The sequence below is a fragment of the Mesobacillus maritimus genome (genome assembly GCF_044803185.1).
GTDB classification, from domain to species: domain Bacteria; phylum Bacillota; class Bacilli; order Bacillales; family Cytobacillaceae; genus Mesobacillus_B; species Mesobacillus_B maritimus_B.
Genome location: NZ_CP085225.1, coordinates 1,462,938 through 1,484,908, shown reverse-complemented (window position 1 = coordinate 1,484,908; position 21,971 = coordinate 1,462,938). Strand labels below are relative to the sequence as shown.

General features: G+C 39.8%; 19 protein-coding genes. 4 read left to right on the top strand and 15 right to left on the bottom strand.

Annotated features, from left to right (window positions below; genetic code table 11):
• Positions 1-276: 276 nt before the first annotated feature.
• Positions 277-681 carry an ArsI/CadI family heavy metal resistance metalloenzyme gene (locus LG336_RS07140; RefSeq protein WP_404331878.1) on the top strand — a complete coding sequence of 135 codons (405 nt, stop codon included), beginning with the start codon at positions 277-279 and terminating at the stop codon, positions 679-681.
• Positions 682-822: 141 nt separating this feature from the next.
• Here the strand turns inward: LG336_RS07140 and LG336_RS07135 are convergent, their stop codons facing one another.
• The 6 genes from LG336_RS07135 to LG336_RS07110 form a co-directional block, all read right to left on the bottom strand.
• The gene (locus LG336_RS07135) at positions 823-2,088 is read right to left on the bottom strand and encodes an OFA family MFS transporter (RefSeq protein WP_404331877.1); all 1,266 of its coding nucleotides are present in this window, start codon (positions 2,086-2,088) and stop codon (positions 823-825) included.
• A gap of 25 nt (positions 2,089-2,113) precedes the next feature.
• Entirely contained in the window at positions 2,114-3,277 is a 1,164-nt protein-coding gene (purT, locus tag LG336_RS07130) for a formate-dependent phosphoribosylglycinamide formyltransferase (protein ID WP_404333112.1), read from the bottom strand.
• 288 nt (positions 3,278-3,565) lie between these two features.
• On the bottom strand, positions 3,566-4,132 hold the full coding sequence (locus LG336_RS07125) for a hypothetical protein (RefSeq protein ID WP_404331876.1): 567 nt from the start codon (positions 4,130-4,132) through the stop codon (positions 3,566-3,568).
• Positions 4,133-4,353: 221 nt separating this feature from the next.
• Positions 4,354-5,418 (bottom strand): P1 family peptidase, encoded by a 1,065-nt coding sequence (locus LG336_RS07120; protein WP_404331874.1) that lies wholly within the window; start codon positions 5,416-5,418, stop codon positions 4,354-4,356.
• 102 nt (positions 5,419-5,520) lie between these two features.
• Positions 5,521-6,048: a hypothetical protein gene (locus tag LG336_RS07115; protein WP_404331873.1), complete on the bottom strand. Its 528-nt coding sequence runs from the start codon at positions 6,046-6,048 to the stop codon at positions 5,521-5,523.
• Positions 6,049-6,346: 298 nt separating this feature from the next.
• The gene (locus LG336_RS07110; protein ID WP_404331872.1) at positions 6,347-6,997 is read right to left on the bottom strand and encodes an SDR family oxidoreductase; all 651 of its coding nucleotides are present in this window, start codon (positions 6,995-6,997) and stop codon (positions 6,347-6,349) included.
• Between the two features lie 239 nt (positions 6,998-7,236).
• On the opposite strand from LG336_RS07110, the gene LG336_RS07105 reads away from it, so the two are divergent.
• Entirely contained in the window at positions 7,237-8,418 is a 1,182-nt protein-coding gene (locus tag LG336_RS07105; RefSeq protein ID WP_404331871.1) for an LL-diaminopimelate aminotransferase, read from the top strand.
• Between the two features lie 50 nt (positions 8,419-8,468).
• Here the strand turns inward: LG336_RS07105 and gudD are convergent, their stop codons facing one another.
• The 9 genes from gudD to garD all read right to left on the bottom strand — a co-directional run bounded on the left by gudD (position 8,469) and on the right by garD (position 18,990).
• Complete coding sequence (gene gudD / locus LG336_RS07100; RefSeq protein WP_404331870.1) at positions 8,469-9,821, bottom strand: glucarate dehydratase; 1,353 nt, start codon at positions 9,819-9,821, stop codon at positions 8,469-8,471.
• 50 nt (positions 9,822-9,871) lie between these two features.
• Positions 9,872-10,771, bottom strand: a complete 900-nt coding sequence (gene garR / locus LG336_RS07095; protein WP_404331869.1) for a 2-hydroxy-3-oxopropionate reductase — start codon at positions 10,769-10,771, stop codon at positions 9,872-9,874.
• 57 nt (positions 10,772-10,828) lie between these two features.
• A complete protein-coding gene (dapA, locus tag LG336_RS07090; protein WP_404331868.1) occupies positions 10,829-11,728 on the bottom strand; it encodes a 4-hydroxy-tetrahydrodipicolinate synthase in 900 nt (299 codons plus the stop codon).
• 32 nt (positions 11,729-11,760) lie between these two features.
• A complete protein-coding gene (locus LG336_RS07085; RefSeq protein WP_404331867.1) occupies positions 11,761-13,263 on the bottom strand; it encodes a tripartite tricarboxylate transporter permease in 1,503 nt (500 codons plus the stop codon).
• A gap of 16 nt (positions 13,264-13,279) precedes the next feature.
• Positions 13,280-13,684 carry a tripartite tricarboxylate transporter TctB family protein gene (locus LG336_RS07080; protein WP_404331866.1) on the bottom strand — a complete coding sequence of 135 codons (405 nt, stop codon included), beginning with the start codon at positions 13,682-13,684 and terminating at the stop codon, positions 13,280-13,282.
• 89 nt (positions 13,685-13,773) lie between these two features.
• The gene (locus LG336_RS07075; protein WP_404331865.1) at positions 13,774-14,835 is read right to left on the bottom strand and encodes a tripartite tricarboxylate transporter substrate-binding protein; all 1,062 of its coding nucleotides are present in this window, start codon (positions 14,833-14,835) and stop codon (positions 13,774-13,776) included.
• A gap of 63 nt (positions 14,836-14,898) precedes the next feature.
• The gene (locus LG336_RS07070) at positions 14,899-16,053 is read right to left on the bottom strand and encodes a glycerate kinase (protein WP_404331864.1); all 1,155 of its coding nucleotides are present in this window, start codon (positions 16,051-16,053) and stop codon (positions 14,899-14,901) included.
• A gap of 129 nt (positions 16,054-16,182) precedes the next feature.
• Positions 16,183-17,328, bottom strand: a complete 1,146-nt coding sequence (locus LG336_RS07065) for a CdaR family transcriptional regulator (RefSeq protein WP_404331863.1) — start codon at positions 17,326-17,328, stop codon at positions 16,183-16,185.
• Between the two features lie 144 nt (positions 17,329-17,472).
• A complete protein-coding gene (garD, locus tag LG336_RS07060; RefSeq protein WP_404331862.1) occupies positions 17,473-18,990 on the bottom strand; it encodes a galactarate dehydratase in 1,518 nt (505 codons plus the stop codon).
• Positions 18,991-19,117: 127 nt separating this feature from the next.
• Between garD and LG336_RS07055 the strand changes: the two genes are divergently transcribed.
• On the top strand, positions 19,118-20,044 hold the full coding sequence (locus LG336_RS07055; protein WP_404331861.1) for a LysR family transcriptional regulator: 927 nt from the start codon (positions 19,118-19,120) through the stop codon (positions 20,042-20,044).
• Between the two features lie 396 nt (positions 20,045-20,440).
• A complete protein-coding gene (locus tag LG336_RS07050; protein ID WP_404331860.1) occupies positions 20,441-21,916 on the top strand; it encodes a LysM peptidoglycan-binding domain-containing protein in 1,476 nt (491 codons plus the stop codon).
• Positions 21,917-21,971 lie beyond the last annotated feature (55 nt).

The following is a 21,971-nucleotide window of genomic DNA, read 5'->3' as shown; positions in this document are numbered from 1 at the left end:
GAGGGTTAGATGTACTTTAATGACATGGAATTAAAATATTATTATGAAATGAAAAAAGAAGAAATGGAGAAAGAAATATCAGCGAATAGATATTTGACCAAGAATAACAAACCATTCTATAAAAGTTTCTTACATGCACTACAGAAAAAACAAACACAAAAGAGGTCCGTAGTCTCTAGGTCAAATTGCTGTAAAATCAGTAGTTCCGAAGTTTGCTGTTGAAGTTAGCTTAGTTATATTAAATCAAAATAAATTGAATACTAGGAGGAAAATGATATGAAATACGTACACGTTGGCCTAAACATCACAAATTTAGAAAAATCCATTGAGTTTTATAGCAAATTATTTGGTACGAAACCCGTTAAGGAAAAAGCTGATTATGCTAAGTTCCTACTTGAAACGCCAGGATTAAACTTTACGCTGAATCTACGAGATGAAGTAAGCGGAAATCAGGTTGGTCATTTTGGGTTTCAAGTTGAAAGCACAGAAGAGGTAATGGCACATAAGAATAGACTTGCCGAAAATGGAATTCTATCACAATTAGAGGAAATAAACACCACATGTTGTTACGCTCGCCAAGACAAATTTTGGGTTCACGACCCGGATGGGAACGAGTGGGAGTTTTTTTACACAAAGGCAGATGTTGAAGAGAATAATTCAAATGCATCTTCTTGTTGCTAGTTTCAACCACGTTTATCCTATTACTCGCATTACCCGATGGTTAAATCCTATACGTTGCCTAATTACTAAAGCAGTTATCACCCAACCAAAAAAAGGCTGTAGCAACAGCCTTTTTTGGTTGCGAAGGATATTGGTTCAACCCTACCCTGCATTTTTGATGAATTGCTTTTCGTTGGCCACTCTTAATTTTCTAATATCAAGACGTATGAGAAGAGAAACCGCAAGAGCTAAAATAAAAATCCCTGAAAAAATGACTAAAGTTCCTTGGTAACTTCCTGTTGTTTCCCTCACCCAAGATACAAATATTGGTCCTGCAAGACCAGCAGCAGCCCAAGCGGTCAAAATATATCCATGAATAGCACCGAGTTGCTTTGTTCCAAACAAATCGCCAATATAGGCCGGAATAGAGGCAAATCCACCACCATAACAAGTCATAATCAAGTAAACCGTAATCGAAAATAGCAAACCGACTGTAAGATTGGGAAGCAAGAAAAAGGCTATAACTTGAAAAGCAAAAAATATCGTATAAACATTGGGTCTTCCAATGTAATCAGAGATGGATGCCCATGCAATTCTTCCGCCTCCGTTAAATAACCCCATGATTCCAACCATTGTCGCTGCCCCAGCCGCCGACATTCCAACTAGTTCTTGGGCCATCGGCGATGCAACAGCAAGGATGGCAATTCCACAAGTGACATTAATAAATAACATCACCCATAAAGCCCAAAACTGTCTCGTTTTAACTGCTTCATTTGCTGTTAACTGACGCAAGTCTGCTTTCAGTTTCACATTCCCTGAAGTTTCCCCTGCTGCTTCCATCCCCTTCGGAACCCAGCCGGCTTTCGGGGGTGCAAGGTACTGTGCAGAACAAAAGATAATAATGAAATAAGACGCACCAAGGAGATAAAAGGTATTAGAAATGCCGTACGTTTCAATTAAAAAATTCATAATCGGACTTGAAATCATCGAAGCAAATCCAAATCCCATGATTGCCAACCCTGTTGCTAAACCTCTTCGGTCAGGAAACCACTTAACTAACGTCGAAACAGGTGTAATATAACCGACTCCTAACCCAATTCCAGCAATCATTCCATAAAATAAATATAGTAACATCAATGATTCTAGGTGAATCGCTAACCCTGCCCCAGCCACCCCTGTACCAAAAAACAACGCACTTAAGGTTCCCGCGGCTCGCGGACCAAACTTCTCAACAAAATGTCCTAAAAAGGCTGCCGATAATCCTAAAAATAAGATCGCCAAGCTAAACGTAAAGGAAATCTCCTTCAACCCCCAGCCCATTTGTTGTTGAAGGGGTTTTGTAAAAACACTCCAAGCGTAAACTGAACCGATTGAAATATGAATCCCAACTGCCGATAGAGCGATTAACCAACGATTTTTTGTTTTCATCCATCCGTCCTTCTTTCCCTATTGTCTAGTTGTTTTTTTTACTGTTTGCGTCATCATAGCGAACCACTAGTTTACAAGCCGCCAACTTTGCTTTCTCTCTTGCCTCTATAACCGAATTTCCATTGCTTAATACGACCGCCATCCGTCGCCCAACTTTTGTTTCTGGTTTTCCAAACACGCGAACTTGTGTATTCGGGACAGCTAAACTTTCGGAAATTCCAGTCACTTCGTAAACCTTTCTTTCTTCCCGAGCTTTAATCGTATGACTTGCACCAGGTTTCCATAGCTGAATTTGTGGAATCGGGTAGCCTAAAATCGCTCTAATATGTAACGCAAATTCAGACAAATCTTGTGTGGCCATCGTTACCATCCCGGTATCATGTGGTCGTGGCGACACTTCACTAAAATAAACACCAGTAGCTGAAAGAAATAATTCTACTCCAAACAGTCCATAGCCACCAAGAGCATCGGTGATTGTTTTCGCGACCGCCTGCGCTTCGAGGAGTTGTTCCTCTGACATCTCATGCGGTTGCCAGGATTCGATGTAGTCCCCATCCTTTTGCACATGCCCAATTGGAGGACAAAAGGAAGTACCAGAACTTGAACGAACGGTTAACAAGGTAATCTCTGAATCAAAGTGGATAAACTCTTCCACAATCACGCGGTTTTTATTGGCTCTCCCACCGGTAATGGCTTCATTCCAAGACTGTTCAACTTCCTCAAGCGAACGACAAACACTTTGCCCCTTTCCCGAAGAACTCATAATCGGTTTGATTACGCAAGGTACCCCAATTTCCCTTACAGCCACTTTTAATTCCTCTAGCGTGTTTGCAAAAGCGTATTTTGCTGTTGGCAAACCTAGTTCTTCGCTAGCTAAACGACGAATGCCTTCTCTGTCCATCGTCAGGTTTACGGCTTTTGCCGTCGGTACAATATGGAAACCTTCGTTCTCGAGGTCAACTAAGGTTCCTGTTGCAATTGCCTCGATTTCTGGAACCACCAAATCAGGCTTCTCTTGTTCAATGACTCTGCGAAGTTCTTCTCCATCAAGCATGTCCACAACATAAGAACGATGCGCGACTTGCATAGCAGGAGCATGTTCATATCGATCGACCGCAATGGCCTCAATTCCCAAACGTTGAGCCTCGATCATTACCTCTTTGCCAAGTTCACCTGAACCAAGTAACATTACTTTTTTTCTCTGGATGCCAGACAACTTAAAATCCCCCTTATCGTTTGCCTTTTGCTTATAATATCTTATACACATATTAAATTCAAGGGGACATTACCATAATTAACGAACGATTTTTCCCTTAAAAATAATTATAGTTCGTATTATTTTCACTTATCAGCTCTATTACAAAAAAAATTAGAACGAAAACGAGAATAGCTTGGAAACAGATTTTTTTCTGCTCCCAAGCTATTCTTTCACCGATGCTCTATTTTAAGATTGCATATAATCAAAAATTACCAAGCATTAGTCTCCACCGTAAATCACCTGACCATTTGCATTATAAACCGTTACCTCAATTGGCAATTCCACTTTATCTTTTTGAATAGCAACATACCAAACCCACAAGTTATCTCTGATATAAAACCTGTTAGGCTGGACATTGCCTTCACTGTTGATGACGATGGTCTTTGCATCGTCTTCGGCAAAACCGTATATTACAGAAAAATCTTTCTGAACATTGTCCACTCGCCAGTCTATCGGTCCTCTCTCCGCTTTCTCCTCGCGAAACTCTTGGAAATCCATCATTGGAGTAATAAACTTTTTAAATTCCGTAAACTCATTATTTGTCAGTACAGGGATGATTCCCGAACTACTTTCGGCAAAAACTAAATTGGAATTAGTGTCAAACAAAAGAATTCTTTTGCAATCACCAAACTGTGCTGCCACGTTTTCGCAAATACTTTCTTCAAGGGATGTAACTGGTATCGTATTAATAGCTGTATGAGCAGGTTTGGCAGGACGGAATGCTGCAAAATACATTACTCCGACTAACGCTAAACTGAGTATGGCTATAAACATTTTTTTACTCATCTTCATCGCCCCTAATGGCAACCATTTTATATTGCTTAATTAAATTATAAATCATTAACTGTGTTAAGTCAGAATATTTCTAATCTTTTTTATAATAAAAGCGCAAACTCCCTGTTCAGATCTATTAAAAAAATGCACCGCAAATTTGCGATGCAACGAAGAAACTTCTCTTGTAATTAAATCTAAAAATCGATTATTACCAGTTTAAACCTAGGTCCTTTTTACATTAATGACATACTAAACTTTTCAATCAAATCTTTAAAGGCAGGCCGTGTATTCCCATCACGACCAACCACCGCCTCGGCGGTAACTAATGAATTTAACACCGCTTCTTCGGTCGCTTCCCCTACTGCTCTAAATGCGAGGTCCATTTCTTCTTCATGAATCATGGACAGTGTTAAACAGTGTTTTGGTTTTTCATGCGGAATCTTTTGTGCCGTTGAAAACCCAATCACAATCTCGCCACTTCCGTTTGTGATAATCGAACCCGTTCTCGATAATCCTGTAATTGATCGTTTGATGATTCGATTTAGTTGTCTTTCCGATAAAGGCAAATCGGTCGCAACAATCACAATAATAGACCCTTTGTCTTCCTCTTTATATGATTCAAGAATAGCTTCCTTTAATTCTTGTCCGATTGCCTTCCCGTTTATAACAAGATCGCTCAAGATACCAAAGTTGGATAAGACCAATACACCGATTGTGTACTTGCCATGTGACAACTCCATCATTCGCGAGGCAGAACCAATCCCACCTTTTAAGGAATAACAGAGCATCCCAGTTCCCGCTCCAACACTTCCTTCTTTAAATTCCACTGAGGCATTTTCTAGCGCTTGAATGATATCTTCCGACTTCACATGCTTTGCTCTGACATCATTTAAAAGCATATCATTGCATTCCGCAACGACAGGATTAACCGTTCCAGTTGTTCGGCCGATTTCAGGATTCTGCTCTAACATGTAGTCAATCAATGCGTCTGCTGCTGTACCGACATTTAAAGTATTTGTTAAAATAATCGGCGTTTCTAACGTGCCTAACTCTGCCATTTGAATGGTCCCCATCGTTTTGCCAAACCCATTAATAACATGGCTAGAAGCAATCAGTTTTTCCTTAAAAATATTGTCTTGATGCGGCAGAATCGCTGTGACACCTGTTTGTTTGTCGTTATCACTTAGTGTCACATGACCGACGGTGACTCCTTCGACATCAGTAATTGCATTCTTTTTCCCCGGCTCTAAACGCCCGATTATAACCCCATAGTCTCTTAGTCTTTTTTGATTGAACATTATGTATCTCCTTTTTTGCCTTTGCCTTTGCTCCCTAGTCCTTGGTCTTCTCACCCTTTACAGATTCGTTCGTAACCAACTACAAAGTTTAGTAGTTACATCCTATTCTCCAAAAATTAAATGACCGTCGTTATCGTAATATCGATAATTTTTAAACTCATAATCTCTAGAATCTGATTGAGGTAATTCAATCCAGGTGACCGAAGCATTTAGAGGAGTAAATTCTTGTTCTACGCTTTCTCCATTCACATCTATTTGAATTTTAGCGATTTCATTTTCGTAATTCGTTACAACCATCATGTTTAAATCATCATGAATGAAAGGAAGGAAAAAACCTAATGAGTCATTACTGTCCGTTTCTATATGTCTCCATTCATAATTTCCTTTGTGATTTTTATAGAATTCAACGTATGATGGATGATTGTTCGATAAAAATCCTACAAATCGATAATCGTTAAAATCTTGAATATCCAAAATTTCGATTTGCTGATCTTCATAACCTTCGATCGAATAAATCACCTTTTCGATGGAATCTCTATCATTTCCATATACTTCTTTTGTATTGAAATAATAAACGGTTAAGACGATAACCAATACTAATACAACAGAAGTGACTCCCCACTTTTTCATCTCTTCCCCCTAAATCGATAGGTTTTGTGCACTCTACTTATCTACACATAACTACTTTAGCATACCTCGCAATCCCAAGCCCCTAGATTAATGGCTTTGCATAAGAATACTTGGTTATACCTCTAAAATACATAGGAAACAGAAGCGAAAAAGAATTGGAACACCCACATATGGATGTTCCGATTCGAAGATAGATATTATTCTGACCTACATCATTCTAAAAAAACGGATCAATCCTACCGACTATATCCCCCTTAGCGAGTGTCTCAGTAAAGGAGAATTTCCCCCATACTTTCCCTTAAAGTGAACCGATTGCATCCTTAATTTCCTTCGTTCCTTTCACTACCTGAAACTCCTTGCCGATTGTTTGCTCATTTTCTAAGCAAGCCACGATGACACTTGCCACGTCTTCTCGAGGGATTTCATTTCTCCTCACTTCGAAGGCTGCCTCTATTTGGCCTGTTCCCTTCTCATTTGTGAGGGCGCCAGGATGGATAATTGTATAATCCAAGTCTGTTGATTTTAACCATTCATCTGCATAATGTTTTGCTGCAACATATGGAGCAAAGCTCGGCGGCGCCGCCTGGATGGCTTCACGTCTAGTATCGAAAGAACTAATCATGATAAATCGCTTCACACCAGCCTTCTTTGCTGCCTCAATCGTTTTAACAGCACCGTCTAAATCAACCATAATCGTTTTGTCTTTCCCCGTATGTCCGCCAGAGCCTGCCGTAAAGACAATCGCATCGACTCCTTCAGCCGCTTTTGCAATTGGATCAATGTCTTGCTCCAAATCCACCACGACCGTTTCCGCACCCAAATCTTTAAAAAGGGACGCTTGCTCCTGGTTGCGAATCATTGCTTTTGCTTCTAGATTGTCATGATTCTGTATGAATGAAACCAGATGCTTTCCAATTTGCCCATTGGCACCAACAATAAGAACTTTCATTATCTTCACCCTTTCTAACTCTCTCCCATAATCGTAAAACGAAAAGAACGCCGATGTCTAGGAATCCACCTTAAACCTAGAAGATGGTGTCTGACCCACACCACACTAACGCTTTCCCTCACCGGGGGTCAGGTACCAAAAGTTGTGGTAAAATTAGCAATATACATAAAATAGTTTTCCATATTTAAATTTTTTAAACCAACTAATTTTTGCTTATTTAAATTAAGGAGTGGTTTCTTTTGAACATAACCTTGTCAGATAAAATGAATGATTTTCAAACATCCATCTTTAGTGAACTAGCAGACTATAAGAAACGCAAAATCCAAGAAGGAAAAAATCTAATCGACCTCAGTATCGGCAGTCCTGACTTGCCGCCTCCTGATTTTGTTATGGAAGAATTACAAAAAGGTGTGCAAGATCCTTATCAATATGGCTATTCGCTGACCGGCACCCTAGAGCTTCATCAAGCCATTACCAACTATTATCATCGTCAATTTGGTGTTCACCTTACTGCTGATGATGAAGTGTTAACAGTGATGGGCTCTCAGGATGGGATCGTCCATTTACCGATGGTGCTGACCAATCCTGGTGATATGATTCTTGTTCCTGACCCTGGCTATACGGCATATGATGCAGGGATTTCTTTGGCTGGCGCGTCCCCGTATAAAATGCCGTTGAGAGAAGAAAATCATTTTTTACCGGACTTATCCAACATTCCTAAAGAGATTAGTGACAAAGCCAAGGTAATGATTCTGAATTTCCCTGGAAACCCAGTTCCAGCCTTAGCCACAAAGGAATTTTTTGAAGAAGTCGTTCAGTTTGCAAAAGAAAATCAAATTATCGTCCTTCATGATTTCGCCTATTCGGAGCTCTATTATGAAGATAAACCGATTAGTTTTTTATCTGTTGAAGGCGCTAAAGAAGTAGGCGCTGAATTTAATTCCCTCTCTAAAAGTTTTAATATGGCTGGCTGTCGAATTGGCTACATGGTCGGCAACCAACAAATCATAGATGGTTTAAATCGCTTAAAGTCCAATCTAGACTATGGCATATTTTTACCCGTACAAAAAGCAGCGATTGCAGCTTTGAACAACTCCGCTCAATTTAGTGAACAATTACGCAGCATCTATAGAAAACGAAGAGATGTCCTCGTCGGTGGCTTAAATAAGTTAGGTTGGGAAGTAACGTCACCAAAGGCATCGATGTTTGTCTGGGCTAAAGTGCCAAAGGCTTTTACATCCACTCAATTTGCGTATAAATTAATCGATGAAGCCGGAATCGTGGTAACACCGGGGAGTGCATTCGGAAGCGAGGGCGAAGGCTTCGTGCGAATTGCGCTGACCCAGAATGAAGCGATACTAGGAGATGCTGTTACTAGGCTAAAAGAGATACCCTTGTTTTCAAATCATTTACATACGTAAAAAAACGTCGAAATCCTCAGCTCAAACTAGAGGATTTCGACGTTCTTATATTAACGCACAAGACATGGTTTCTTATTATTGAAGGTCCAGTTTGGAATATAGAATTGCATCGCAACTGAATCATCGCGCGAACCTAATCCCATATTTTTATAAACCTCATGTGCCTTTTCAATTTGGTCCATATCCACATCAATCCCTAATCCCGGCTTATCTGGAATGGCGATATGACCGTCAACAATCTTCATTGGCTCCTTCGTTAAGCGCTCAATGCCCTCTTGCCAAATCCAATGTGTATCGATGGCCGTAATGTCCCCAGGAGCAGCAGCCGCTACATGAGTAAACATCGCCAAGGAAATATCAAAATGGTTATTGGAATGAGAACCCCATGTTAAGCCCCACTCATGACACATTTGCGCCACTCTGACTGATCCTTGCATCGTCCAGAAGTGTGGGTCCGCAAGTGGAATATCAACAGACTGCAGGGAGATGGTATGCCCCATTTGTCTCCAATCGGTCGCAATCATATTTGTCGCCGTAGGCAATCCCGTTCTTCTACGGAATTCAGCCATCACTTCGCGACCAGAGTATCCATTTTCTGCTCCACAAGGATCTTCCGCATAAGCAAGAACTCCATGTAAATCTTTACATAGGCTCACTGCTTCCTCTAACGACCAAGCACCATTCGGATCCAACGTAATCCGTGAATCAGGGAATCTTTCGGCCAAGGCACGAATCGCTTTTACTTCTTCCTTACCTTCTAAAACTCCACCTTTTAGCTTGAAATCTTTAAAGCCATAAAGTTCCTGGGAAGCTTCCGCTAGACGAACGACTGCTTCTGCAGTCAGCGCCTCTTCATGACGGATGCGATACCATTCAACCTCACTATCTGGATTGCTGTAATAAGGAAGATCTGTTCGATTGCGATCGCCAATGTAAAATAAATAACCTAGCGTCTTAACCTTGTCACGCTGCTGCCCTTCCCCAAGCAAGGCAGCAACTGGAACATTCAAATGCTTTCCTAGCAAATCCAATAGAGCGGCTTCAACTGCCGTTACGGCATGGATGGTAATTCGCAAATCAAACGTCTGCAATCCTCGACCACCCGAATCACGGTCCGAAAAGGTTTTCCGCATTTGATTTAGGATATTATTATAATTGCCGATTGAAGCACCGACTACCAGTGCCTTCGCATCCTCTAACGTCTTGCGAATGCCTTCTCCGCCAGGAACTTCCCCAACACCTGTGTTGCCACTGCTATCTTTTAAGATGACAATATTTCTTGTAAAATAAGGACCATGCGCTCCGCTCAAATTAAAGAGCATGCTATCATGTCCAGCGACCGGAACGACTGACATTTCTGTGATAACTGGCGTAGTACCTACTTTTGTCATGGTTGAGCTCATTGTTTGATCACTCCTCAAAAATCTTCAGTAGAATGTAATCCAGATAGATATTATGAATGAACCTTTTCCCTAGAAACTTCAACATTAGCTAATTTTTCATAGTGTTTAACTAAACTAGAGTGATCTTCAAATTGGTATCCATCTGCTTTCAATCCATGCATCATTTCTAGAACGGAAGCTGTTAACGGCAGCGGAGCACTCACATCATGGCCCGTTTCTAATGCATTCAGTAAGTCCTTAATATGCAAATCAATTCGGAAGCCTGGGTTAAACTCTCGATCCATCACTAATGGTGCCTTTGCATCTAACACGGTGCTACCTGCTAACCCACCACGTATCGCTTGATACACCAATTCTGGTTCCACACCAGCTTTTGTTGCCAATACGAGAGCTTCGGACATAGCTGCAATATTAAGAGCCACGATGACCTGGTTCGCTAATTTCGTTACATTTCCCGCACCAATTTTACCAGTATGCACAACAGATCCTGCCATTGCTTTCATCAAGTCATAATATTGGTCGAACACTTCTTTGTTTCCGCCGACCATTACCGAAAGAGTCCCATCGATTGCCTTTGGTTCCCCACCACTAACAGGGGCATCTAGCATTTCTACCCCTTTCACTAAAAGAGCTGCAGCAATTTCTTGAGACGCAAGCGGAGCAATCGAACTCATGTCGATTAACACTTTTCCTTTTGTAAACCCTTCAATCAAGCCATTTTCACCAAGTGCTACTTCTTTCACATGTGGGGAATTAGGAAGCATCGTAATCACCACATCACTCTTTTGTGCGATTTCACTTGGTAGCAAAGCTAGATCTGCACCCAAGCTTACCAATTCATCTGTTACTGCTTGATTGCGATCGAGAACGATTAATTCATATCCAGCTTTAATCAAGTTTTTACTCATTGGCTTGCCCATAATTCCTAATCCGATAAATCCGACTTTCATATCTAAACACCCCTATTAATTATTTTTAATAATAATCTCGTAACCTTCAAAATTCCGTTAGACTCTAACCTGATATAAATCTAATTCTTTCAACACTTGAATCAGCTTTTCTCTATTTTGTGGACTCATCTCATTTATAGGCCCTAGGGTAACTCCAGCATTGATTCCTACAAGATTTAAAGCCTCTTTCATGACAACTGGGAAGCTTCCCAACCCAAAGGCCAAACGTAATGGAGCCAGTTTGTATTGAAGTTCTCTTGCTTTTTCAAATTCCCCTGCGACATAGGCATCATAAATTCCAGAGACAATCGCTGGTGCGACATTTCCTGTACTGGCAATCCCACCTGTGCCTCCGTAACAAAGATTTGCGAAAATCAACGTATCTCTGCCAGCTAATACAGTGAATTCCTTATCTCGAGTCCTTCTGATATACTCACCCATCTTTGTCATATCGCCACTGCTATCTTTAATGGCGACAATGTTTTCGACATCAGCAAGTTCTACAGCTGTATCAGGAGTGATACTGACATTCGTTTTCTCATCGTTCCCATAAAGTATGATTGGTAGATTCGTAGAGTCAGCAATCGCTTTATAATGTTCCTTCAATTCCTCTTGATTCGGTGTAATGAAATATGGAGTTAAGACCGATACTGCAGAAATACCACCAATCGTTTCTGCTAGCTGCGTTGTCTTGATACACTCTTTCGTGGTAATTTCACTCGCTCCGGCATAGATTGGAACACGCCCTGCCACTTGATCAACCGTGATTTCTAACACCTTTTGTTTTTGTTTTGCATCTAATCCATAAATTTCGCCTGTACTTCCTAGGACAAACACACCATGTACTCCACCCTCAATGGTGTAATCAATCACCTGACGAAGACCATCCTCTAGCAAGTTTCCATTACGATCCATCGGTGTTACTAATGCAGGGATAATTCCTTTCGGTTGAAACATATTAAAGCCTCCTATTTCATCTACTTACTCGCCTAAGCGGCATTTCTGATATCGTTACCTGTTTTTTTACTTTTCCAAGATTGATAGAGTGAGAAAATAATCGATGCAAAGATGAGTACCCAAAGCACAATCGCGATTGGTCCTTTTGTAAAAAAGATCGTTAAATCTCCACCGCTACCTTTTAATGAGTCAATAAAGTATTTTTCTAAGTCTTTCCCTAAAATAAACCCGATTAAGAATGGAGCAACCTGAATTCCAATCTTTGCAAATACAAAACCTGCAAGCCCAAATAGTACGAGCGTCCAAACATCAAATAATACGCCATTATTGATTGCATAAGCCCCAACCACACACATCACGATGATGATTGGATAAATGATTTGCTTTGGTACAAAAACAATCTTTGCCATGTACTTGATGGCTAAGAACATTAAAGCGAACATAACGATATTGGCAACCAATAGTGCCCATACAATCCCACTCCACAAATCAGGATTTTGGGTTATAAAAAGTGGGCCTACTTGGATTCCTTGAAGCAAGAAAGCTCCAACTAATACAGCCGTTGTACTATCCCCTGGAATCCCTAATGATAGTAGTGGAATCAATGCCCCACCAGTAAGTCCATTATTAGAAGCCTCACTGGAAATAACTCCTTCTGGCTCCCCTTTTCCTAAGCGGTCAGGGTTCTTTGAAAAGTTTTTCGTCTGAGAATAAGCGAGAATCGATGCAGCACTTCCACCTACCCCCGGTAGAATCCCAACAAAGGTACCAATCGCAGAGGAACGTAAAGTATTGATCCATTGCCCATTAAAAATTTTAAAAGAGAACTTATCCTTTTTATCAAATTCAAACTTTTGATGATTTGCTGTTTTCATTCCTGTTTCTGCTTCCTGAAGAATTTGCGTGATGGCAAATAAGCCGATTAAGACTGGAAGCAAGGCGAATCCATAATACAAATCATTTTCGAGAAAAGAAGGGACAAGGCGTAGTTGATTATTATCGGCAAAGAAACCAATTAAGCTGATAAATACACCAAGAAATCCGCTGAAGATTCCGCCAAGTAAACTGCCACTTGAAAGTGATGCAATCACCGTTAAAGCAAATAAGATAATCAAGAACTTTTCAACGGATGAAAAGTCAATCGCCACGGATGCTAAGACCGGTGCAAAGAAATATAAAATCGCTAAGCTGAATACCCCTCCAATAAGTGAGGCCGTAATTCCAACCTTTAATGCACTTTCCCCTTGACCTTTCTGGGTCATTGGATAACCATCAAAGGTCGTACAAATGGAAGAAGGAGTTCCAGGAATATTCATTAGAATTGCAGGGACTAAGCCACCACTAATGCCCCCAACATATAAACCTAATAACAAGCCAAGAGAGTCGATTAAATCCAATGCATAGGTGATTGGTAGGAAAATTGCAATTGCCATTGTTGCCGTCATTCCTGGGATTGCCCCAAAGATGATTCCAACAAAGACCCCCAGTATACATAGGATAATTGATAATGGCGTTAATATTTCAAACGCTTCCATGAATGGTCACCGCCTTTTACGGTAAAGTGATATCGAATAAGTATCCAAAGAAAAACCAAACCAATACAGAGGTTGTAACAGAGTTTATAACGGAAATAACGATCGTATTTCGTTGGAAGTTCCCTCTTAACAAAATCGTTAACAAGAACATGAATACAATGCTAGAAGCAATAAAACCAATAATCTCCAAGAAGAACACATACACAACAATGAGCCCAATAGTTCCAAACAGTTTCAATTTGTCAAAGTTTTCCTCAAAGAATTTAAATTTGAACTGAGTCAAACCACCATCTCTTACTTTTTTTACTAGGGCCTTAATTAACATCAATACTACTAATAAAATGAGAATACCCATGATAATCTTCGGAAAAATGATATGGTATTCATCGTATTTAATATCGATTGTTAACAATTCTTTCATGATCTCACCTGCTCCCATCTTCAGTCCATTTTTGCTAGGTGGAGATGAGGAAGAATCACTTCAAATCGTGATACTTCCTCATAATTTAATTAATTGGCTGTAATTTCGTTTAAATCAGCACCATTTTCAATGATATATCTCATGAAGTCTCTTTTTTCAGTTAAATAGGCTTGAGATTCTTCCAAAGAGTAGTGATTTACATAGAAAGCGTTAACACCCAAATCCTTTGCATAGTCCGCATTTCCAACGACTTTTGCCGCTCCTTGATCTAACTTGCTTGCGAAACTTTCATCAATATCCTTTGGAAGTAAGAAGAAGTATTCTTTTGCGAACACAAAATCTTGTCCATTCACTTTAATGCCTTGCTCAGCAAAGGTTGGAATATCATAGCCTTCCACTCGTTCTTTTGAAGTAACTCCTAAAAATTTCATTTTAATTTTATCTTCGACACCATCTTCAGTGTATTGAACATTGGATGAGATTGCTCCATGAATGATATCAACATTTCCATCCCATAAAGCCTGATCCTTGTCACTTTGGGAACCAGTGATATAAGCTTTAATTCGACTAGATACTTCCTCGCCATAAGTATCTTTAGCCCAGATGTAGAAACCATCAAAACTAATTTGGGAAACGCCACCTGCTTCAATTGCAACCGTGAGTGTTTCATCTGTATTTGCCTTTAACCATTCAGCAGCCTCTACCATTGTGTTAAAAGGTGCATCTGCTTTTGCTAAGAAAACATTCCCTGGATTTATTGCAACAATTGGTCCAACTTTCCAATTATCTAATGAATATTCTTCTGGGAAACTACCATACTCTACCCCTAGATAGGACATATCATGGAAGAACATAACCGTACTACCATCATTTTTTGCCTTTGCAAGTTCATCAAACGCACGATTAGCACCAACTGCATCCACTTTCATATTGGTGTCTAGTTCTTTCTCCAAATATCTAGTAACAGCATCTGCGTTTTGATAAGTATCTCCACCAGTAGAGCTTGATCCAATTAACACCCTGACCCTAGAGACATCTACTTTCGAATCATCAGAACCTTCTGCTTCATTTGAAACATCTGAGCTGCCACCACAAGCAGCTAGTACCGTACCCAACATTAAAATTAGTGCAAATACCCAAATCTTTTTCATTTTATTACCCTCCTAACACAGATTAGTGTAAACGCTTACGATTAGTAAAGTATGAAATGACTTCTAGTTGGAAACTTGATTCTGACAATCTTCCGAAATTCCTTTTATCAATAAAGCAATATTTCTCGCCTGGTTATATAGAAGAATTTCAGCATTTTCCATACATTCTCCTAAACTCATAGGTCCTGTTGCGATTGAGTGACAACTTAAAAAATGGTCATATAAAGCTTCATACCCTTTTCCTAAACTGCCAGAAAGAAGGATGGTCTTCACACCTGCTTCTTTCGCAATGCTCGAGATAAAAGACGGAACCTTTCCGAGTAAGGTTTGATAATCACTTTGTCCTTCGCCGGTAATCACAAAATCGGCATTCACGATTTTTTCTTGTAATCCTGTTGCGTCTGCGACAATCTGTGAACCAGATTCAATTTTTGCATTGAGGATTAAGAAAGCAAATCCTAACCCACCCGCGGCTCCTGCACCTTCCTGATCTTTCAGGTCTAATCCGACTTGATTCTCTACTAAACTCGCATATCTTTCCATTGCTAAATCAAAAGCTTCAAGCTCTGTTTCTTGTATGCCTTTTTGTGGTCCAAAAACATACGTTGCACCATTCGGTCCGGTTAACGGATTGTTTACATCACTAGCGATTGTAAATTTTGCCTCCTTCAGCAATGGATGCAGGTCGGTAAAATCTACACGTTTTACCTTGAAGATAGCGCTTCCAAACGGAGCCAATAATTCGTCGTTTTCATCTAAGAATCTAGCACCAAGGGCTTGAAGCATTCCAAGTCCACCATCATTGGTTGAGCTTCCCCCAAGTCCTACGACCAATTCACGATAGCCATCTTCCAGGGCCTTTTTGATGACTTCACCGATTCCATATGTTGATGTATAGATTGGGTTCCGTTTGTTCGGTGGGACCATTGGCAATCCGGATACAGCAGCGATTTCAATCACAGCCGTTTTATTGTCCCCTAAAACTCCATACTCTGTCTCAACTGGATTTAAGAGAGGACCTGAAGCGGTTAGCTTTTCACGGATTCCATTCGTCGCAAAGATGAGTGTATCTAGTGTTCCCTCACCTCCATCGGCCATGGGAATAACTTCTAAGTCTACATCTGGGAGTTCTTTACTAAATGCTTCTTTGATAATGGTCCCAACCTTTAAAGCTGTGAGACTACCTTTAAAGGAATCGGGAGCAATGACGATTTTCATTTTCCCCACCTTTTTCTAAGAGTATTAAGTACATCTTTATTAAACTATATTTATGAATGCGTTTTCATCGGAGCCTTACACAAAGTTTTCTAGTTTTTTAGATTTAGAAATTGTGCATTTGCACTATTTCTAATTATCAGTGATTTTTTCAACCACCATTAGAATCCTTAGAATCATCGCATCATGGAAACTTTTTGGATCTAAGCCTGTTTGTTTGTCAATATTACACAAACGGTACAACAATGTATTCCGGTGAATATGAAGTGCTTCGGCAGTATGCTTCATATTTAGATCATGATCAAACAGCGCCTTTAATGTCTCTAATTGTTCCTCATTCAGACACTGCTTTCCCCCTAAATATTGTTCATGAAAACTTTCTAACCGATCTTTCGGTACTTGTTGAAGAAGGTTAACAAATCCCCACTCGGAAATATGGGCAATCTGATCGTCATTAGGGAACTTGTCCAACAGCCTCAAACTATCAGAAGCCTCTAAATAAGACTTACGATAGCCGTTAATTCCACGATAAGCATGCCCAATTGCTATTTGAACAGTCAGCTTATGGCTCGTGAAATAGCCCTTAATGGACCGAGCAACTGAAGGATAATTTTCTTTCATATGAGGGATTCCGATTAAACAATGCTCATCATCAAGAAAGGCTGAAAAGGAAATCTTTGGAATAAGGGCTCTAATTTGATTCAAACGTTGGTCCTTTTTTAATGGCACGCTATTGTTTCCGCCTACATTTCGTCTATTTAAATCTGGAAAACGAATAAGGAAAACGGAGATTTCTTCTTCAAAATTCAGGTCTAAATAATGCTTTCCATCTGCTTCGAGTTTTGCGTAGTTTAATTCATAAGGATGAACAAGGTCTAATACCCAGTTCTCCATTATCTTATTCTCATAGTGAAGTTTACTAAGTAACTCCATCTCTTGCAGCATGACTTCAACGGTGACTTTTAAAATTGTGGCAAACTTCATGACCTCATCTGGATGGCCTGTAACTCCGATTACTCCAACAATCTGGTCTTGACGTTTCACTGGCAGGTTGACTCCGGGCTTTGAACCTAAATACAAGCTTTCGTCAACAGGGTAGATGACGATTTGTTCTTCTGTTTTAATCACCTTTAAGGCCCCTTGGTGTATTTGATACATTCTGTTTGGGTCCGTGCTTGCTACAATTAACCCTTCTTCATCCATAATATTAATATTATAGTCTAATAGAGCCTTAAGCCTTAAAATAATCGGGTGTGCTAACTCAGAAGTAATTCTCATCTACCATCCCCCCTGTTTTCAATAAATATTTACTCAATATTACCCTAAAAACCGACAGAAACCTACATCAATGTTGGAAAATTAAAAACTACTGTACGATTGCATACAGTAGTTTCGATAAATTGTCACACTATCAAAATCTCATCAAGTTATCGGAGCTGGATTGAAAATAGTAAAATCGTTATGAAGCTCATATTTTTCTGCCAAACATTGCTTTCGGCCACTTGAAACCTCAATCATTTCATGAAATAGCAAAGTCCCAATTTCTTGAATGGTTGCCTCTCCTGTGGCTATCGGACCCGCATTCACGTCAATTAAATCTCCCCACATATCTTTCAAATTATTACGACTGCACACCTTAATCACGGGTGCCTCTGCCAAACCATATGGTGTACCGCGTCCTGTCATGAATACTTGCAGTGTAACTCCACTCGATAATTGACATGAGCCACATACAAAATCACTTGCAGGGGTTGCTGCAAAAATCATCCCTTTTTTCGTTGGCCTTTCCCCAGGTGAAAGCACCTCAACAATTGGAGAAGTACCTGACTTCGCAATCGAACCCATCGCTTTTTCTACAATATTGGATAATCCGCCTTTTTTATTTCCGGGAGTAGGGTTGGCACTTCTATCTACTTGGCCCTTCTCTAAATATTGATCATACCACTTCATCTCAGATACTAGCTTTCTACCAACTTCCTCGTTCACACACCGTTCCCCAATAATATGTGCACCATCGCGAACTTCGGTGACTTCCGAAAACATCACAGTCGCACCAGCTTGAACGAACATATCAGCCGCATAGCCTGCAGCTGGATTGGCTGTCACACCAGAAAAAGCATCACTTCCCCCACACTGTAACCCGATACATAAATCGGAAAGAGGAAGTTCCACACGCTTACGTTCATTTAATTTTTTTAGTTTTGAATCTGCCATCGACATCATTTCCGCAACGATTGCATCATGGCCGTTTACATTTTGTAAAATCAACACATTTTCGGGTAAAATCTCTTGTTCGTCTAATAGCATTTCTAATGTGAGTTTCTCACACCCCAATGAAATCACCATTGTTTCTCCACCAAAATTGGGGTGTTTGACCATGTTCCGCATCATTCGAATTGGAATAGCGGCTTCCGGGGCATTGATCGCCACTCCGCAGCCATAGGCATGATTAATGGCGACAACATCGTCTACATTCGGATAAAGTGGAAGTAATTCTTGTTTGATTCTTTTTACGGCATTATTTAAAACACCAGTCACACATTGTACCGTTGTGATGATGCCCAATATATTTCTCGTGCCTGCAAACCCACCGTTTGGATGAGGATACCCCATAAATGTTTTTACAGGTGGCTCAGGCAAATCGGTTACCAGATTGGTTGCAAATTCCATTTCATCTAGTGAAGGTGGAGTTGGAAGCTGTAGCATATTCTCATTGATCCAATCACCTTTACGGATGGATTGTATGGCAAATCCTAAAATCACTCCATATCGGATGATGGCCTCGCCTTCTGCAATATCTACTAAAGCAATTTTATGACCTTGGGGAATATTCTCGTTCGCAACGACATCATCCATGATGACAGTCCCTGCTGAAATGGCATTTACAGTAATGGAAACGTTATCATTTTCATGTATTTTAATAAAATGATTGAAACCCATGGCTATTCCTCCTCATATCCAGGTTGTACTTTCCTTAAAAACATCGTAATCTGAAACTATCTAAAAGTAAAAGTGTTAACTTTTAGACTTCTCTAAGAAAAATTAAGAGTAATAGGGAGCATTTTCCATGGATATCAAACAGATAGAATATATCATCAAAATCGCCGAAGAGAACAATATAACGAAAGCCGCGGAAAAACTTTATATCACGCAGTCAGCTTTAAATCAACAGCTGTTACGGCTAGAAAAAGAGCTTGGAACACAGCTGTTCGTTCGCTCGAGAACGAATTGGCAACTGACGGATGTTGGGAAAGTGTATATTGAAAATGCAAAAAAAATCGTCCATATCAAAAAAGATACCTACAACACCATCAACGATATCATTGATGTAAAAAAAGGGAAATTGGTCATCGGATTAACCCCAGAACGTGGTCCAGAAATGTTTGCGGCCATCTATCCAACTTTTTATAAAAAGTATCCTACTATTAAAATTGAAACGATTGAACTGGCTGTCAGGAAACAACAAGAAGAAGTTTCTATGGGGAATCTTGACATTGGGTTCTTAACATTACAGGATTTTCAGAAATCCAATGATGAGTATATCCATATCTGTTCGGAAGAAATTATTTTGGGTGTCCCTAACACCCATCCTCTTGGAAAGCTAGGAGGAAAGATTGGCGAAAAGCTTCCGAAAATCAGCTTAAAAGACTTGGAAAGTGACTCTTTTGCTATCATGCAAAAAGGCTCTACGCTAAGAGAATTATATGATCATCTTATTATAGAAGAAAACGTATCTCCCCATATTCTTTTGGAAACACGAAGCTGTCATAATCTATTTAATATGGTCGAAGAAGGCATCTGTTGTTCCATCTTTCCCATTACCTATGCCAAAGACAGCTCCCAGGTCTCCTATTTTTCACTCAATCAACATCCAGTATGGGAAATATATGCAAGTTACAAAAAAGGAAGTTACCTGAGTCATGCAGCAAATGATTTCATAAAAATTGCTAAGGAGTATTGGTCAAAGAAAATGACTCCATATTCTATTTTTTGACATGGACATACTAATCAAAACTTACCCGTATACAGGATAGCCTTCTCCCCATCCACCGATAGGATGGGGCTATTTCTTTACTTTTTTGTTTCCGAAGAATGAGCTTATCATCCTAAAGACTGTTTCTTTCATTTATCCTCCTGACTCAGCAAGCGTTCTCAGTCGCATATCGGAAAATATATTTACTGTGCCCCTTCCCTTCTATTTATTTCTTACTTATTACAAATATTTTTTTAATAAAACAAATTTGCGACAAAAAATGACATTAACCTTCGAATGATAATAAGGGGGAGAACAAAACAGAGGATGACTGTCATTTCGTTAAAGAGAAGGTTTAAGGAGTCGCCATTACATATCCCTATATAAAAATAAAGAGAGAGTAGGAGAAATGGTATTATGACGCAGGAATTATTCGTTAATGGAGAATTAACAAGGATTAGGAGAGAAACTCACGGAAAGAACAAGCTAACAAGAAGAGAGCCAGTTTTTACTTCGAGAATGGAAAAACGTGAGTATTATCATAACTTAAGTTCCTTTGATATTCGTAATGTGTTAGATGTGAAAGGATTCCTAAAAGATATTCGCGAAAATTGGAATACATACGTGTTACAGGTTCATCATTGGATTCAGCAACAGCCTCTAAAAAAACTGATAGTTTCAGGGATATTTACCGTTGTTTTTGGATTTTTTGCATCCACCTCAACCTCAGCATTTGTTCCGGAATACACTTATGCAGTAAAAAGTGGCGATAAACTTGAAGTGATTGCCCAAGAACACGGAGTTACGGCACAACAGATATTAGATGCGAACGGGCTTTCTTCATTTAACGGCAAAAAAATTCTATTACCAAAAGTACAGGACAAAACTGTAACTGCATCCATCCTAAATATTCGGTCTAAGCCAACTACTAATAGCAGTATTGTTGGAAAATATAAAAAAGAAGATGTAGTCAAAGTGTCATTTATTGAAAATGGGTGGGCTGCCATTTTAAACCAAGGCAGAGTTTATTACGTAAGTGCCAATTATCTTACAGGTGGCTCAAAATCAACCCAAACAACTAGCAACCTATCTCAAGAAAAAAGAATGTATGTAACAGCTTCATCGTTAAGAATCAGAGAAGCAGCTTCCACGAGCAGTCCTGTATTAGGGACGTTACAATTACATGATCCTGTTTTTGTGCAATCATCTATGAACGGGTGGGCTAAAATTTTTCTAAATGGTAAACCAGCCTTTGTTAGTGAAACCTATTTAACTACGAACGAGCCCATAAAAGATATGAGTCAAAACGATACATATAAAAACAATCAAACCATTACCGATTCATCGGTTTACATAGTAAAAAGCGGGGACACCTTTACAAAAATCGGGAAAGCGTTTGGCGTCTCAGTCTCTTCCATCCAAAAACTTAATCCAACAGTAGACCCAACAAAGTTGAGAATCGGTCAAAAAATCCAGGTCTCTTCGACAGTTGGCCCAACTCCCACTGTAAAGACACAAACGAATACCGATTCTTCTACTTATATCATAAAAAGAGGAGACACTTTTACAAAAATCGCGAAAGCATTTGGGATATCGGTCTCTTCTATTCAAGAACTAAATCAAACAATTGATCCGACGAAACTGAAAATCGGTCAAACTATCAAAATACCATCGAGCACCACGGCAACTACTAATCAATTAAAGATCACAGCTCAAATTACTGGAATCGACCGTAACGGAACTTTTCGTTTTATCACAAACGATGGCAATACATATGCAGCGAAGGCCTCAGGCAATCTCGTAAATGAATTGTTTAACCTGCAAGGAAAAACGGCAACACTAACACTTGAAGGAAAAAGAGGCCAAGAAATGACGCTCATTTCACTAACATAGGGTAGGTTCACTGTGCATTTATGGTAAAAACGGGGCCAAAAACGGGGTCAGTCCC

Bases quoted from the DNA above. Each gene is read 5' to 3' on its own strand.
- LG336_RS07070 (WP_404331864.1), bottom strand. From the start codon at position 16,053: ATGAAAATCGTCATTGCTCCCGATTCCTTTAAAGGTAGTCTCACAGCT.
- garR (WP_404331869.1), bottom strand. From the start codon at position 10,771: ATGAAAGTCGGATTTATCGGATTAGGAATTATGGGCAAGCCAATGAGT.
- LG336_RS07055 (WP_404331861.1), top strand. From the start codon at position 19,118: ATGGATATCAAACAGATAGAATATATCATCAAAATCGCCGAAGAGAAC.
- gudD (WP_404331870.1), bottom strand. From the start codon at position 9,821: ATGAGCTCAACCATGACAAAAGTAGGTACTACGCCAGTTATCACAGAA.
- LG336_RS07140 (WP_404331878.1), top strand. From the start codon at position 277: ATGAAATACGTACACGTTGGCCTAAACATCACAAATTTAGAAAAATCC.
- purT (WP_404333112.1), bottom strand. From the start codon at position 3,277: ATGTTACTTGGTTCAGGTGAACTTGGCAAAGAGGTAATGATCGAGGCT.
- LG336_RS07135 (WP_404331877.1), bottom strand. From the start codon at position 2,088: ATGAAAACAAAAAATCGTTGGTTAATCGCTCTATCGGCAGTTGGGATT.
- LG336_RS07050 (WP_404331860.1), top strand. From the start codon at position 20,441: ATGACGCAGGAATTATTCGTTAATGGAGAATTAACAAGGATTAGGAGA.
- LG336_RS07120 (WP_404331874.1), bottom strand. From the start codon at position 5,418: ATGTTCAATCAAAAAAGACTAAGAGACTATGGGGTTATAATCGGGCGT.
- LG336_RS07110 (WP_404331872.1), bottom strand. From the start codon at position 6,997: ATGAAAGTTCTTATTGTTGGTGCCAATGGGCAAATTGGAAAGCATCTG.
- LG336_RS07065 (WP_404331863.1), bottom strand. From the start codon at position 17,328: ATGAGAATTACTTCTGAGTTAGCACACCCGATTATTTTAAGGCTTAAG.
- LG336_RS07125 (WP_404331876.1), bottom strand. From the start codon at position 4,132: ATGAGTAAAAAAATGTTTATAGCCATACTCAGTTTAGCGTTAGTCGGA.
- dapA (WP_404331868.1), bottom strand. From the start codon at position 11,728: ATGTTTCAACCGAAAGGAATTATCCCTGCATTAGTAACACCGATGGAT.
- LG336_RS07075 (WP_404331865.1), bottom strand. From the start codon at position 14,835: ATGAAAAAGATTTGGGTATTTGCACTAATTTTAATGTTGGGTACGGTA.
- LG336_RS07085 (WP_404331867.1), bottom strand. From the start codon at position 13,263: ATGGAAGCGTTTGAAATATTAACGCCATTATCAATTATCCTATGTATA.
- garD (WP_404331862.1), bottom strand. From the start codon at position 18,990: ATGGGTTTCAATCATTTTATTAAAATACATGAAAATGATAACGTTTCC.
- LG336_RS07115 (WP_404331873.1), bottom strand. From the start codon at position 6,048: ATGAAAAAGTGGGGAGTCACTTCTGTTGTATTAGTATTGGTTATCGTC.
- LG336_RS07080 (WP_404331866.1), bottom strand. From the start codon at position 13,684: ATGAAAGAATTGTTAACAATCGATATTAAATACGATGAATACCATATC.